Origin of the sequence: Burkholderia sp. Bp9140, from assembly GCF_003853425.1 — a bacterium.
GTDB lineage: Bacteria > Pseudomonadota > Gammaproteobacteria > Burkholderiales > Burkholderiaceae > Burkholderia.
Genome location: NZ_QTPQ01000011.1, coordinates 129,338 through 142,962, shown reverse-complemented (window position 1 = coordinate 142,962; position 13,625 = coordinate 129,338). Strand labels below are relative to the sequence as shown.

The 13,625-nt window shown below is 69.2% G+C and carries 13 protein-coding genes; 11 read left to right on the top strand and 2 right to left on the bottom strand.

The features are described 5' to 3' along the window. Nucleotides 1-34 precede the first annotated feature (34 nt). Both gspK and DIE21_RS11945 read right to left on the bottom strand, forming a co-directional pair. Nucleotides 35-1,030 (bottom strand): type II secretion system minor pseudopilin GspK, encoded by a 996-nt coding sequence (gene gspK / locus DIE21_RS11950; RefSeq protein WP_124497897.1) that lies wholly within the window; start codon nucleotides 1,028-1,030, stop codon nucleotides 35-37. A 33-nt stretch (nucleotides 1,031-1,063) separates the two neighbouring features. Beyond that, complete coding sequence (locus DIE21_RS11945) at nucleotides 1,064-1,636, bottom strand: hypothetical protein (protein WP_124497896.1); 573 nt, start codon at nucleotides 1,634-1,636, stop codon at nucleotides 1,064-1,066. A gap of 688 nt (nucleotides 1,637-2,324) precedes the next feature. Here DIE21_RS11945 and DIE21_RS11940 point away from each other — a divergent pair. The 11 genes from DIE21_RS11940 to DIE21_RS11890 all read left to right on the top strand — a co-directional run bounded on the left by DIE21_RS11940 (nucleotide 2,325) and on the right by DIE21_RS11890 (nucleotide 13,617). Then, nucleotides 2,325-3,482, top strand: coding sequence for a TIGR03032 family protein (locus DIE21_RS11940; protein WP_260432444.1), 1,158 nt, complete (start codon nucleotides 2,325-2,327; stop codon nucleotides 3,480-3,482). After that, nucleotides 3,479-4,126 (top strand): adenylyl-sulfate kinase, encoded by a 648-nt coding sequence (gene cysC, locus DIE21_RS11935; RefSeq protein ID WP_185642759.1) that lies wholly within the window; start codon nucleotides 3,479-3,481, stop codon nucleotides 4,124-4,126. Before DIE21_RS11940 ends, cysC begins: the two co-directional genes overlap by 4 nt. 195 nt (nucleotides 4,127-4,321) lie before the next feature. Further along, nucleotides 4,322-5,944: a ShlB/FhaC/HecB family hemolysin secretion/activation protein gene (locus DIE21_RS11930; protein ID WP_124497894.1), complete on the top strand. Its 1,623-nt coding sequence runs from the start codon at nucleotides 4,322-4,324 to the stop codon at nucleotides 5,942-5,944. Nucleotides 5,945-6,011: 67 nt separating this feature from the next. Then, nucleotides 6,012-7,817, top strand: coding sequence for a DUF2341 domain-containing protein (locus DIE21_RS11925; RefSeq protein WP_124497893.1), 1,806 nt, complete (start codon nucleotides 6,012-6,014; stop codon nucleotides 7,815-7,817). A gap of 19 nt (nucleotides 7,818-7,836) precedes the next feature. Then, on the top strand, nucleotides 7,837-8,244 hold the full coding sequence (locus DIE21_RS11920) for a biopolymer transporter ExbD (RefSeq protein WP_124497892.1): 408 nt from the start codon (nucleotides 7,837-7,839) through the stop codon (nucleotides 8,242-8,244). Between the two features lie 9 nt (nucleotides 8,245-8,253). Then, a complete protein-coding gene (locus DIE21_RS11915) occupies nucleotides 8,254-8,952 on the top strand; it encodes an energy transducer TonB (protein ID WP_124497891.1) in 699 nt (232 codons plus the stop codon). A 92-nt stretch (nucleotides 8,953-9,044) separates the two neighbouring features. Beyond that, nucleotides 9,045-10,859 carry a putative porin gene (locus DIE21_RS11910; RefSeq protein WP_124497890.1) on the top strand — a complete coding sequence of 605 codons (1,815 nt, stop codon included), beginning with the start codon at nucleotides 9,045-9,047 and terminating at the stop codon, nucleotides 10,857-10,859. A gap of 12 nt (nucleotides 10,860-10,871) precedes the next feature. Next, the gene (locus DIE21_RS11905) at nucleotides 10,872-11,561 is read left to right on the top strand and encodes a hypothetical protein (RefSeq protein WP_124497889.1); all 690 of its coding nucleotides are present in this window, start codon (nucleotides 10,872-10,874) and stop codon (nucleotides 11,559-11,561) included. A gap of 70 nt (nucleotides 11,562-11,631) precedes the next feature. Beyond that, entirely contained in the window at nucleotides 11,632-12,201 is a 570-nt protein-coding gene (locus DIE21_RS11900) for a YbjN domain-containing protein (RefSeq protein WP_124497888.1), read from the top strand. Further along, the gene (locus DIE21_RS11895) at nucleotides 12,198-12,638 is read left to right on the top strand and encodes a hypothetical protein (RefSeq protein WP_124497887.1); all 441 of its coding nucleotides are present in this window, start codon (nucleotides 12,198-12,200) and stop codon (nucleotides 12,636-12,638) included. Before DIE21_RS11900 ends, DIE21_RS11895 begins: the two co-directional genes overlap by 4 nt. 88 nt (nucleotides 12,639-12,726) lie before the next feature. Beyond that, on the top strand, nucleotides 12,727-13,617 hold the full coding sequence (locus DIE21_RS11890) for a peptidylprolyl isomerase (RefSeq protein ID WP_124497886.1): 891 nt from the start codon (nucleotides 12,727-12,729) through the stop codon (nucleotides 13,615-13,617). Nucleotides 13,618-13,625: the final 8 nt, after the last annotated feature.

The following is a 13,625-nucleotide window of genomic DNA, read 5'->3' as shown; positions in this document are numbered from 1 at the left end:
TCGCATGCGCTCGCGCAATCCGTGCGGTCGGCATTCAGCTCGTGAGCCGCCGCACCCAGATCACCGACGTCCACGTGAAATTGCCGCTGCCGTAGCGCGCGATCAGCGTATCGACGCGCGCGTTGATCCGCGCCGAATGCACGCGGCAGTGCACGATGAAATAGCCGCTGCCGACGCCCACGGCCGAGCCGTCCGGCAGCGTCGGGTTGCCGCCCTGCGCGGGCAGCAGATACTCGGCGATGTCTCCGGTGCTGACGAAATACGCGGTGCCGCGCCGGTCGACGAGCCGTTTCGCCTGGCTGTTCGACAGCGTCGGAATCGCGGCGACGAGCACCGGCTCGGCCGCCGTGTTCGCGTTCACGACGGTGAGGTCGGGCAGCACCGTCACGAACGGCGCGAGCGCGTCGATCGCATGCGTGTCGTAGCCGGGAATGCGCGCGAGATCGTCGACCGACACGAGTTGCAGCGGCCAGCCGCCGGGGCCGTTCGTGTCGCGCAGCGAGCGCAGCATGTAGTCGGCCGTCTGTTGCGCGAGCGCGGGATCGAGCGCGAGTTCGCCGAGCAGGCGCCGGTAGGCGCGCACGCCTTCGGCATTCGCCTGCCACGGTTTGCCCGGCGCGATGCGTGACACGAGATTCATCAGGTTGAAGCGGGCCTGCGCATCCTCGACGTTTCCCGAGATCGATGCGCGCGCAAGCTCCGCGTTGACCGCGACCGCATCCGGCGGCAGCAGGTCGGACAGCGGCACGTCGGCGAACGGCGCCGACCACGGCTGGCCGACGAAGGTCACGTTCGACGTCGCGTTCTGCGCGCGCAGCGTCGCCCGCGCCCATTCGACGGCGGCGCGCTCGACCCACATCGTCTGCGTCGCGAGCCGCTGGTTTTCGACGTCGCGTGTCGCGACCTGCTGACGCCACAGCACGCTGGCCGCGAGCGTGGCCGCCAGCGCGACGACGAGCAGCACCGTCACGATCGCGATGCCGCGTGCGCGCGGCGCGCGTGCCGCGCCGGATCTTCCGTATCGATGCATTCGCGTGCCCCCGTTGTGTGGGCGCAACCGCATTCAGGCCTCGAACGCCAGCCACGCATGCGCGATGCTCGCATGCGCGGATGACGTGACGCCGAACATCGCGGCGAGCCCCGCGACCCAGAACGCGAGCGTCGCGGGACGCGCGTCGTCGCCGTCGAGCGCGAGCGGGCCGACCAGCGCGGCGATCGAATGCGAGCGCCACAGCAGCAGCGCGAACAGCGTGCAGCCGATCGCCATCGCGACGAAGAACATGCACAGCGCGACCGTCGAGCGCCGCGTGAATGGCACGCGGTGGTGGCGCTGGTTGGTCGCGACGATCGCCACGCCGTTCGCGACGGGCACGATCGCCATCGCGAGCGTCCAGAACAGCGGCTGGTCGCTCGACGCGTTGATCAGCAGCAGCGTGCCGATCGTCCAGATCGGCGGCGCCAGCAGCGTCAGTACGCACCACGACAGCAACTGCCATGCGAGCCACGGCGCGCGCCAGCGCAACGGACGGCGCGGCACGGCACGACCGGCGACGGCCGCGCGCAGCGGGTTCGGCGGCGCGGCCGCGCCGGACAGCCTCCCGGCGAGCCAGCGTACGAGCATCGTGGCGAATGACATGGATCGGACCCCGTCGTCGACGTGTTTTTCTCATTAGCTAGGACGGATCGGGGAGCGCGAAACCGCAGGTTTTCGTGATGTCCGGGCGTTTGCCGCGCTGCGGCCGCGCCGGCGCGGTTCCGCGTAAACGATATCGGGCGCGCTGTCGCACCCGGTCTCGTGAATATCTTCAGCGGAATGTCACAAAAACTTCCCGATAGCACCCGACGATTGTCGGGCCGTACGCGGGTGCGACGCGTTTTCGCGATCTGCCCACGCGGCGGCAACACGTTTGCCGGCGACCCGCGCACGCGCGACGCCGAAGAGCCGACACGGGCCGGGCAGGCGACATGCACACCAAACGGGGGCCACGCACATTCCTGCACGGCGTTCCGCGCGATTCGCGCGCGGGTTGCGCCGTGCGCGCATTGCAGGCCGCACGCTGTCGTCGACGCCGTCGGATCGGCGCCGCCGACAGCGCGTACACGCGGGCCGACCGGCCGGCTGCGCGCGCTCGGCGCCGCACCGGTCGGTCCACGCAAAAAAGTTTGCGGCAATGCGCATTTCGTTCCGTCTAGGTAGGTGAGTGTCGCGACCCGGCACGCGCGATCCGGCTCGCGGCCGGCGCGCGCATGCCGTGCGTGCGGACGGGCGAGTGCGGACTTCACCTTTATTCATCACGCGGCGCGAAGCCGACAGGTGCATCACAGTGGAACAGTTCGAGGAAGGCCGGCAGGGCGGCGACGCGCTCGCCGCATCGGAACGGGCAGCGGAAGCGATGTCGCCGGTGATCAACCTGCGCGACACGGGACGCTTTCTGCAGGTGCTCGAGGCGCTCGGCTGTTCGCTGGCGGTCAGCCGCCGCCCGTCGGGCGTCGCGGTGATCGGCGTCGACGCGGGTGTGCCGACGCTGTCCGCGTGCCTGCTGCCGCGCTCGATGGGGATGGCCGTATCCGGCAACCGGCTCGCGGTCGCGACGATGCATGAACTGATGGTGTTCGCGAACGTGTCGACGCTCGCGCCGCTCTATCCTGAGCGCCCCGGTCACTACGACGCGATGTTCGTGCCGCGCATGGCGTACTACACCGGAGATCTCGACCTGCACGACATGGCGTTCGACAGGCACGTCGTGCTCGCGGTCAACACACGCTATTCGTGCATCAGCGTGATCGACGGCTACTTCAACTTCACGCCGATCTGGCAGCCGCCGTTCGTGACCGCGATGCAGCCCGACGACCGCTGCCATCTGAACGGGATGGCGTTCAGCGACGGCAAGGTGCGTTTCGCGACGGCGCTCGGGATGACCGACGAGCCGTTCGGCTGGCGGCGCGGGATGGCCGACGGCGGCATCGTGATGGAGGTGCCGTCGGGCCGCATCGTCGCGTCGGGGCTGTCGATGCCGCATTCGCCGCGCGTGATCGGCGGTCGCCTGCACGTGCTCGAAGGCGGCCGCGGCCAGGTGCTGAAGATCGATCCGCAAACGGGTGCACGACGCGTGCTCGCGAAACTGCCGGGTTTCACGCACGGTCTCGCGGAATACGGCGGTGTGCTGTTCGTCGGACTGTCGAAGCTGCGCGACAAGCGCGGCCCCCAGGGGCTGCCGATCGAACGCGAGGCCGACGCGATCGTCGCGGGCGTCGCCGCGCTCGACGCGAACAGCGGCGCGGTGCTCGGCATCCTGCAGTTCTTCAACGGCGTCGACGAGATCTTCGACGTGCAGGTGCTGCCGAACGTGCGGCGCGCCGAGATCCTGAGCGCACCTCAATGGGCGGGGACGCCGTCGATCGTCACGATGCAGGGCGGATTCTGGCAAACGCGCCCGCGCGAGGACGACGAGCCCGCGAACCTCGGCGGGCAGGCACGATGAACCTCGATCGTTGCGGGTTTTCCGCGGTCGTTTCGTCCTTATCGATAGACGCGGCCAACGAGGCGCGCGGCGCGGCGCCGCACCATGCGGGCGGTGTGCTGTGGCTGACGGGGCTGTCGGGCGCGGGCAAGACGACGCTGGCCGATGCGCTGGCGCAGCGCCTGCGCGAGCGGCACGGGCAGGCGATGGTGCTCGACGGCGACCGGTTGCGGGCCGGACTGAATCGGGATCTCGGCTTTACCGAGCAGGACCGCTTCGAGAACGTGAGGCGCATCGCCGAGGTCGCGGCGGTGGCGAGCGGATCGGGCGTCGTCGCGATCGTCGCGGTCATCTCGCCGCTCGCGGCGATGCGCGACGCGGCGCGGTCGATCGTCGGCACGGCGTTCCGCGAGGTGTACGTGAGCACGCCGCTCGCCAGCTGCGAAGCGCGCGACCCGAAAGGGCTGTACGCGAAGGCGCGGCGCGGCGTGCTGCCGGGCTTCACGGGCGTGTCGTCGCCGTACGAGCCGCCGGTCGATGCGGATCTCGTGATCGACACCGATCGCGCGTCGCTCGCGGCGTGCGTCGATACGCTGGCGCGGTTTGCGTGCGCGCAGTTCGGTTGTCCGGCGGACGTAAGACCGGAGCAGGCGCGCCGCGACTGAGGCAGAAGCGGCAAGCAGGAAAAAGCATGGCGCACGGCTTGATAAGGATGACGAATAAATCGTCATCAAAGTGAAACGGGCGTTTGATAGCGGAACGGGCGGCTCGGGCAGCGCGACGGTTCCGCGATCCGGAACAACAAAGGGGAATGGCGCATGCCGCCGAGAGTAGACCGCAAGTCACGCGAACGATGGCGGATGGAATGCCGATGCCTGGCCGGTGCCGTGCTGGCCGGAGGATTGTGCGTCGCATCGGGTGTCCGCGCGCAGGAAGCTGCCGCGGCACCGGCCGCGAACGCGGCAGCGTCGGAATCGTCGACGCCGCAGACGTTCGACGTGAACGCGTTCGTCGTGCGCGGCAACACGACGCTGCCGACGCTCGAGATCGAGAAGGCCGTCTATCCGTTCGAAGGGCCGGGCCGCACGCTCGCCGACGTGAACGCGGCGCGCGATGCGCTGCAGAAGGCCTATCAGGAGCGCGGCTACCAGTCGGTCGTCGTCGAGCTGCCGCGGCAGCAGGTGAAGAACGGCGTGATCCTGCTGCAGGTGGTCGAGGCGAAGGTGGGCCGGCTGCGCGTCGACGGCGCGCAATACAACTCGCCGCAGACCATCCGCGACGCGGTGCCCGCGCTCGCCGAAGGCAAGGTGCCCGACTTCAACCAGGCGCAGCAGCAGCTCACCGACCTGAACCGCTCGGCGGACCGGCAGGTGATTCCGGTGCTCAAGCCCGGCGCGATGCCGCAGACGGTCGACGTGGATCTCAAGGTCGACGATCACAGCCCGCTGCACGGCACGCTCGAGCTGAACAACGACAACAGCCCCGGCACGTCGACGCTGCGCACGAGCGCGAGCCTCAGCTACTCGAACCTCTGGCAGCTCGGCCACGTGATTTCCGGCACCTACGTGATCGCGCCGCAGCATCCGAACGATGCGCGCGTCTATGCGTTCTCGTATCTCGCGCCGATCAGGGACACGCGCTGGAGCTTCCTCGCCACCGTCGTGCACTCGGACAGCAACGTCGCGTCGGTCGGCGGCACCAACGTGCTCGGCAAGGGCACGACCTACGGCTTCACCGCGATCTACGCGCTGCCCGCGTCGGACACCTACGCGCACTCGGTCAGCATCGAGATCGACCGCAAGCATTACGACGAGAACGTGAGCCTGGTGGGCCAGACGTCCACCGCGCCGCTGACCTACGTGCCGGTGACGTTCTCGTACAACGGCCAGCTGAGCCTGAAGCACTCGCAGACGTCGTTCTCCGCGTCGCTCACCACCAACATCCGCGGCCTCGGCAGCGACTGGGGCGCGTGGGACAACAAGCGCTACAACGCGACGCCGGATTTCGTGTACGGCAAGTTCGACGTGAACCATACGCAGCGCTTCGCGAACGACATGCAGGCCAACGCGCACGTGAGCGCGCAGATTTCGAACTCGCCGCTCGTGTCGAGCGAGCAGTTCGCCGCCGGCGGGATGAACAGCGTGCGCGGCTACATGCAGGCGGAAGACACGGCGGACAGCGGCGTGATCGCGTCGCTCGAGCTGCGCAGCCCGTCGCTGTCGAAGTGGCTCGGCGGCGCGATCGGCAGCCGCGTGAACGAGTGGCGCTTCCACGCGTTCTTCGATGCGGCGCACCTGTGGCTGCTGAGCCCGCTGCCGGAGCAGACGTCGCGCTTCAACCTGATGAGCGTCGGCGTCGGCACGCGGCTGCAGTTGATGAAGTACGCGAGCGCGGATTTCGAGGCCGGATGGCCGCTGAAGGCGGGCGTCTATACGCGGCAGTACAGCCCGCGGTTCGATTTCTACGTGCGGCTGGGGTTCTGACGGATTTTTTTTGACCGTGCCGGGGCGACGCGACGAGCGCCGCGCCCGCACATTCGGGGAGTGGATCGTGAAGCGAGTCTTGTTTTTCCTGTTGGCGGTGATGCTCGGCGTGCTGCCCGGCATCGCGAACGCATGGTGGCAGAACGACTGGTCGTATCGCAAGGCGATCACGATCGACGCGAGCCCGAAGGGCGCGAACCTTGCCGATTCGGCAGGCCGCGTGCCGCTCCTGATCCGCCTGCATTCGGGCAACTTCCAGTTCGACGGGCTGGCCGACAACGGCGCCGATATCCGCTTCGTCGCGGCCGACGACAAGACGCCGCTGAACTACCACGTCGAACAATACGACCCGGTGCTCGGCGTCGCGCTGATCTGGGTCGACGTGCCGAAGATGCCGGCGGGTGCGGCGGAAGCGATCTGGATGTACTACGGCAACAAGAAGGCGCCTGACGGCGGCAAGCCGGCCGAGACGTTCGATCCCGACTACACGCTCGTGTATCACTTCAACGGCGCATCGGGCACGCCGCCGAAGGACCTGACCGCCTATGCGAACAACGCGCAGAACGCGACGTTCCGCACGGTCGAGGACGGCATCGTCGGCAAGGGCGCGCGCTTCGACGGCAATGCGTCGCTGACGCTGCCCGCGAGCCCGTCGCTGAACCTGGCGGCCGGCGGCAGCTTCACGTTCAGCGCGTGGATCAAGCCTGCCGCGCTCGCGCCGAACACGCTGCTCTACAGCCGCCGCGACGGCGCGAACGCGCTGCTCGTCGGCCTCGACAACGGCGTGCCGTTCGCGCAAGTCGACGGCGCGGCGGGCAGCGCTGCGCCGGTACGCACGCCGGCCGCGGCGCCGGTCGCCGCGAACCAGTGGACGCATCTCGCGGTGACGGCCGACGGCAAGACCCTGACCGTCTATTTGAACGGCAAGCAGGCCGCGCAGGTCGCGGCGGCGCTGCCCGCGCTGAACGGCGTGGCGACGGTCGGCACGGATGCGGCCGGTGCACCGGCGGGATTTGCCGCCTACACGGGCGCGCTCGACGAGCTGCGGCTGTCGAAGATCGCGCGTTCGCCGGCCGCGATCGCGGTCGATGCCCTGGCCCAGGGTTCGGAGTCGAAGCTCGTTGCCTATGGCGCGGACGAGAAGCAGTCGGGCTTCGGCTTCGGCTACTTCGGCGTGATCGTGCAGTCGGTGACGGTCGATGCGTGGGTCGTGATCACGATCCTGCTCGGCATGGCGCTCGTGTCGTGGATCGTGATGTGGACCAAGGCGCGCTACGTCGGCACCGTCGACAAGGCGAACCAGTATTTCGTGCAGCGCTTTCGCGAAGTGGCGGGACGTCACCTGGTCGGCCTCGCGCACGTCGACGAGGCGAGCACCGAAGGGCGCCGGCTTTACCAGTCGTCGCTGTACCGGCTCTACAAGTCCGGCGTGCATGAAATCCACAGCCGGATGGACGGCAACGGCCGCACCGTGATCACGAGCGAGTCGATCGAGGCGATCCGCGCATCGATGGACGCGACGCTCGTGCGCGAGAACCAGCGGCTGTCGAAGTCGATGGTGCTGCTGACCATCGCGATCTCGGGCGGCCCGTTCCTCGGCCTGCTCGGCACGGTGGTCGGCGTGATGATCACGTTCGCGGCGATCGCCGCGGCCGGCGACGTGAACGTGAACGCGATCGCACCGGGTATCGCGGCCGCGCTGCTCGCGACCGTCACGGGCCTGTTCGTCGCGATTCCCGCGCTGTTCGGCTACAACTACCTGCTGATCCGCAACAAGAACGTGACCGCGAACATGCAGGTGTTCGTCGACGAATTCGTCACGCGCCTCGCCGAAGCCCATCGCACGCCGGATCACGCGGTGCTGGCCGACTGAATGCACGCAGGAGACCACCATGCAGGTTCAGGACGACGACAAGCCGTACGACGACATCAACATCACGCCGATGCTCGACCTCGCGTACGTGCTGCTGATCATCTTCATCATCATGACGACCGCGTCGGTGCAGGGCATCAAGGTCGATCTGCCGAAGGCGAGCTCGTCCGCGAGCCTCGCGAAGCCGAAGACGAAGGCGATCACGGTGGCCGATTCCGGGCAGATCTTCCTCGACGCGTACCCGGTGACGATGGACGAGCTCGAAAGCCGGCTGCGCACCGAGAAGGCGACCAATCCGGAGTTTCCGATCGTGCTGAAGGGCGACGCGGCCGTGCAGTACCAGAAGGTCATGGACGTGCTCGACCTGCTGCGCCGCCTCGACCTGTCGCAGGTCGGTCTCGTGACCGGCAAGGCGAAGCAGGGTTAGGGCCGCGCGATGGAGATGACCTACAACGGCGGCCCGCCGGACAAGGGCCCCGGCCGTTATGTAAAGCCGGTTGCGATCGCGCTCGTGCTGGCGGGGCTCGCCGCGCTGATCTGGCATTTCGCGGGCGATACCGCGGGCGTGAAGCGCGCGAGCGCGCCGCAGGTGACGACGGTGATTCCGCTGCCGCCGCCTCCGCCGCCGCCACCGCGGAAGCCGCCGCCCGAGAAGGTGAAGGAAGAGGTCAAGACGCCGGTCGAGCGGCCGACGATCGCGCCGAAGCCGTCGGAAGCGCCGAAGCCGTCGGACAACCAGCCGAAGCAGATGACGATGAACGCGCCCGCGCAGGCCGGCACCGACAGCTTCAACATCGGCGCGGGCGACGGCTCGGGGATGGTCGGCAGCGGCGGCGGCGGCAAGTTCGGCAATGCGAGCTATGCGCAGTACATGGTGTACGTGCTGCAGCGCGCGATCGAGCAGGACAAGGGCGTGCAGGAAGCCGGCGGCGCGCGCTTCGCGGGCAGCCTGAACCTGTGGATGGACGCGTCCGGGCGCATCACGAAGGTGACGGTCGCGCAATCGACCGGCGACGCGAAGATCGACGCGGCGGTGATCGCGGCGGTCGAGTCGCTCGGCCGGGTCGACGAGGCGCCGCCGCCCGCGACCGCGTATCCGGTGCTCGTCAGGCTGCAGGGGCGCAAGCCGGCATGACGACACGTGCGCGAATGGCGAATCGATCGATGGGGCAGGTCCGTCGCACGGACGCTGCCGGAAAAGAAACGGAAATTGTTCGGAGTGCTTCCATGATTCACAAGATGAACGGACGGGGTGCGCTGCCCCGCAACGGCGCGCTGCCCGCGCGTCTGTCGCGCGTCGGCGCGGCGGTGCTGGCGCTCGGGCTGACGTGCGCGTCGACCGCTCACGGGCAATCGCTCGAGGCGCAGGCGGCGACGGGCAAGGCCGCGCCGACCGAGAGCGTGGTGATCAACCTGATCAACCTGCTGGTGAAGCGCGGCGTGCTCACGCAGCAGAACGCGAACGAGCTGATCAGCGAGGCACGCACCGAGGCCGTGCAGGCGCGGGCCGCGCGCGGCTCGGGTGGGCCGGTGGCGGCCGGCGCGGGCGTGATCAATCCGCCGACGCAGCCGGGCGACGTTGCGGTGCCGTATGTGCCGCAGCTCGTGCGCGACCAGATCCGCGACCAGGTGAAGCAGGAAGTGATCGCGCAGGCGAAGGCCGAGAACTGGGCGCAGCCGAACACGTTCCCCGACTGGGTGTCGCGCATCAAGCTCGACGGCGACATGCGCGTGCGCGACGAATACCACTTCTACGGCAGCCGCAACGCGAACAACGTGACGAATTTCGCGGCGATCAACCAGGGCGGCGGGTTCGACATCAACCCGAACACCAACACGACGCAGCTGCCGACGCAGAACACCACGCAGAACCGCAACAACCTGCTGCGCTACCGCGCGCGGCTCGGCGTGACCGCGACGCTGTCCGACGAGATGATCGCCGGCCTCCAGCTCGCGAGCGGCAACGACAACGGCCCGGTTTCCACCACGGGGACGGCCGGCGGCGGCTGGGGCAAGAAGAACATCTGGCTGAACAAGGCGTTCTTCGCGTACCGGCCGACGCCGTGGCTGAACCTGACGGCCGGCCGTTTCGACAACCCGTTCTTCAAGTCGGACCTGGTGTTTTCCGACGACCTGATGATGGACGGCCTCGCCGCGAACCTGCGCCATGCGCTGCCGTGGAATCCGGACGTCACGCTGTTCGGCACGCTCGGCGTGTTCCCGATCCAGTACACGAGCGAGAACTTCCCGTCCAACAGCACCGACAAGGCCGGCAGCGACACGAAGTGGATGTTCGGCGCGCAGTTCGGCGCGGACTGGAAGATCGACGCGAAGAACCGGCTGCGCGGCGCGGTGGCGTACTACGACTTCCAGAACATGCGCGGCACGCTGTCGTCGCCGTGCGCGCTGTATCTCGGCGCGACCAGCTGCAGCACCGACAACCAGGCGCCGGCATTCATGCAGGGCGGCAACACGCTGATCGCGCTGCGCAACATCGTGCAGAACCCCAACCTCGCGCCCGGGATGACGCCGCAGCCGCAGCTGTTCGGGCTCGCGTACAACTACCGGCTGCTCGACCTGAAGGCGCAGTGGGATACCGTCATTGCCGACCGCTTCAAGGTGCGCCTGGACGGCGAATTCGTGCGCAACCTCGCGTACAACGACAACAAGGCGTTCGCCGCGGCATCGCTGCCGGTCAACAACTACGAGTCGACGTCGGTGAACGCGACGCGCGCCGACTACCGCAGCGGCCCGAACGGCTTCCTCGCGAAGGCGACGATCGGCGAGCCGGAGCCGCGCGAGAAGGGACAGTGGAACTTCTCGATCGCCTACAAGTACCTGCAGCCGGACGCCGTGCTCGACGCGTTCAACGACCCGGATTTCCATCTCGGCGGCACCAACGCGCGCGGCTACGTGATCGGCGCCGCGTATGCGGTCGCGCGCGACACGTGGGTGTCGGCCCGCTACCTGAGCTCGAAGGAAGTGTACGGGCCGCCGGTGTCGATCGACGTGCTGCAGCTCGAGCTCAATGCACGCTTCTGACCGGAGTCGCGGATGAACACGATCACTCGCACGATGTTCGCGGCCGGCCTGGCCGGCGCGCTGCTGCTGGCCGCCGGCGGCGCGCGCGCGCAGAGCATCGAGGACAAGCTGCGCAGCCAGCTGCGCTCGACCGTGCAGGCGCTGCGCCAGCTGCAGGATGGCCAGGCGCAGTTGCAGGCCGACAAGGCGGCTGCAGAGAAGCAGCGCGACGATGCGCTCGCGCAGCTGAAGACGCTGCAGGGGCAGCTTGCCGCGGCGCGCGGCGATTCGGGCGCCGAGGCGGCCGCGAAGCGCGCGCTCGCGGCGGAGCGGGCGGGGCGCGAGCAGGATGCGCGGTCGCTCGCGAAGTACAAGGCGTCCTACGAGGATCTGCTCGCGGTGTCGCGCGCACGCGATGCGCAGCATACGCAAGTGCAGAAGGATGCCGCCGAGCGTGACACGCAACTGAAAACCTGCGAAGCACACAATGCGGAGCTGTATCGCGTGGGCCACGAGATCCTCGACGCCTACGAGCACGTCGGGCTCGGCACGTTCCTGTCGTCGCGGCAGCCGTTCGCGCAGTCGGCGCGCGTGAAGTACGACGATCTCGCGCAGCGCTACGGCGATGCGCTGTATGCGGGCAAGTACGACCGGACTGCGCGTCCGGCCGTCGTGTCGCCGGCGTCCGCGGCGTCGGCGGGCGCCGCGACGGCGGCGCAGTGAGTGTGCGGTGCGTGCGGATCACGCACCCGCGGTTGAACCGATCGATTCGTTGAATACAAGGAACACGGACATGCAGGACACCCCTCTGAAGAACGCCGGCGACGCGCGCACGGCACACGACGTACCGCTCGAGACGATCAGCGCCGACCGGCTCGCCGACGTGCTGCGCGCCGCCGGCTATCGCGTGACGGCCGCCGAGCAGAACGGCGCGGTGCAGCTGATGAGCGCGAGCCAGGGGATCGGCTTCGCGGTGCGCTTCGGCAATCCCGCCGCCAGGCTCGCGCTGCAGGACACCGAGCCCGGCGCGCTGCCGTACATCGACTACACGCTGTCGTGCGTGCTGCAGGTGCAGGGCGACCTGCCGGCCGAGCTCGTCGCGAACTGGAACCGCACGAAGCGGTTCGCGCGGCTCGCGAGCCATGGGCAGTTTCTCGCGCTGGAGATGGACGTGGTCGTCGCGGGCGGCGTGTCGGAGCGCTACCTGCGTTCGACGATCGAGCTGTGGGACCGGCTGATCCAGGAATTCCTGCTGCACCTGCGCAACCGTCCCGCGATGGCCGAGCAGGAAGCGGCGGCGCGCGTGGCAGCCGGCGAACCGGCGGCTGTCCCGCCTGCCCGCGAGACTGCCGCGCAGTCATGATCGCGGCCAGCCGGAACGCCGGCCGCCTGATCGGCGCCGCGCTGCGCGCGCTGCTGCCGGGCAGCCGTCAGCCCGCGGCGGGCCCGCTGTCCACCGGGGATGCGCCCGTCGTGTGGTGCGCGTATGCGGAAGGCGTTGCACGGCGGCTGCAGGCGGCGTTCGACGGCGAGGACGCGGCCGCGTGCCGGCTGCGCGCGCACGTCGGGCGCTGGGCCGACCGGCTCGCCGATACGGGTGACGACGTGCCGGTGCTGCCGGTGCGCGCGTGGCTCGACCGGCGCGGGCACGTGACGCGGATCGACAGCGCGCCGGCCAGCGACCCGGCGGTCGATGCCGCGCTGCGCGATGCGCTGGTCGGCCGGGCGGTCGGTGCGCCGCCGCCGCGCGGCATGACGCAGCCGATCGTGATGCGCGTGGCGCTGTCGAGCGCGCGCTAGCGCGCGCCGGCGGCGGCACGGAACGACGCGGGCGCCGCGCGACGGACGGCGTGCGCGAATCAAGAGCAATCGAGAGGGCAATCGAATCATGATGACGAAGATGAACGCGCTGGCGATGGTGGCGGCCGGCCTCGTGCTGGCCACGCCGCTCGCCGCGCATGCGCAGGACGACGTGATCGCGAACGCCGCGCAGGCATCGGTCACGCAGGCCGATATCGCGGAGCTGCTGAAGGCGGTGAGCCCCGAAGGGCGCGAACGGCTCGCGGCCGATCCGGCCGCGCTGGACCAGGTCGTGCGCTCGACGCTCGCGCAAAAGGCCGTGATCGCCGAGGCGAAAGCGAAGGGCTGGGACAAGCAGGCGCAGGTGCAGCAGGCGGTCGAGCAGGCGCAGCGCGACATCGTCGTGCGCAGCTACCTGGCATCGGTGAGCGCGCCGCCGGCCGACTATCCGTCGGATGCCGAGATCCAGTCCACGTACGACAGGAACCGCGCCGCGTTCACCGCGCCGCGCGCGCTGCACGTCGCGCAGATCTACCTCGCGGTGCCGCCGAATGCGGATGCGGCGACCGTCGACAAGGCGCGCAAGCAGGCGGCCGATCTCGCGAACCGCGCGCGCGGCGGCGATTTCGCGGCGCTCGCGAAGGCGAACTCGCAGGACAAGGCGAGCGCCGCGAACGGCGGCGATCTCGGCTACGTGCCCGACTCGCTGATGCTGCCGGCCGTGCGGCAGGCGGCCGACGCGTTGAAGCCCGGGCAGGTGTCCGCGCCGGTCCAGACGCCGACGGGCTTTCACGTCGTGAAGCTGATCAACGTGCGCGCGGCCGCGCCGCGACCGCTGGCCGACGTGAAGGAGCAGGTGCGCGCGATGCTGCGCGCGCAGCGCGCGCAGCAGAACGCGCAAGCGTATCTCGCGAAGCTGGCCGCGAACGCGCCGATCAACGAAGACGCGCTGAAGAAAGCGCTCGCCTCCGCCCGATAGGTTCGCCC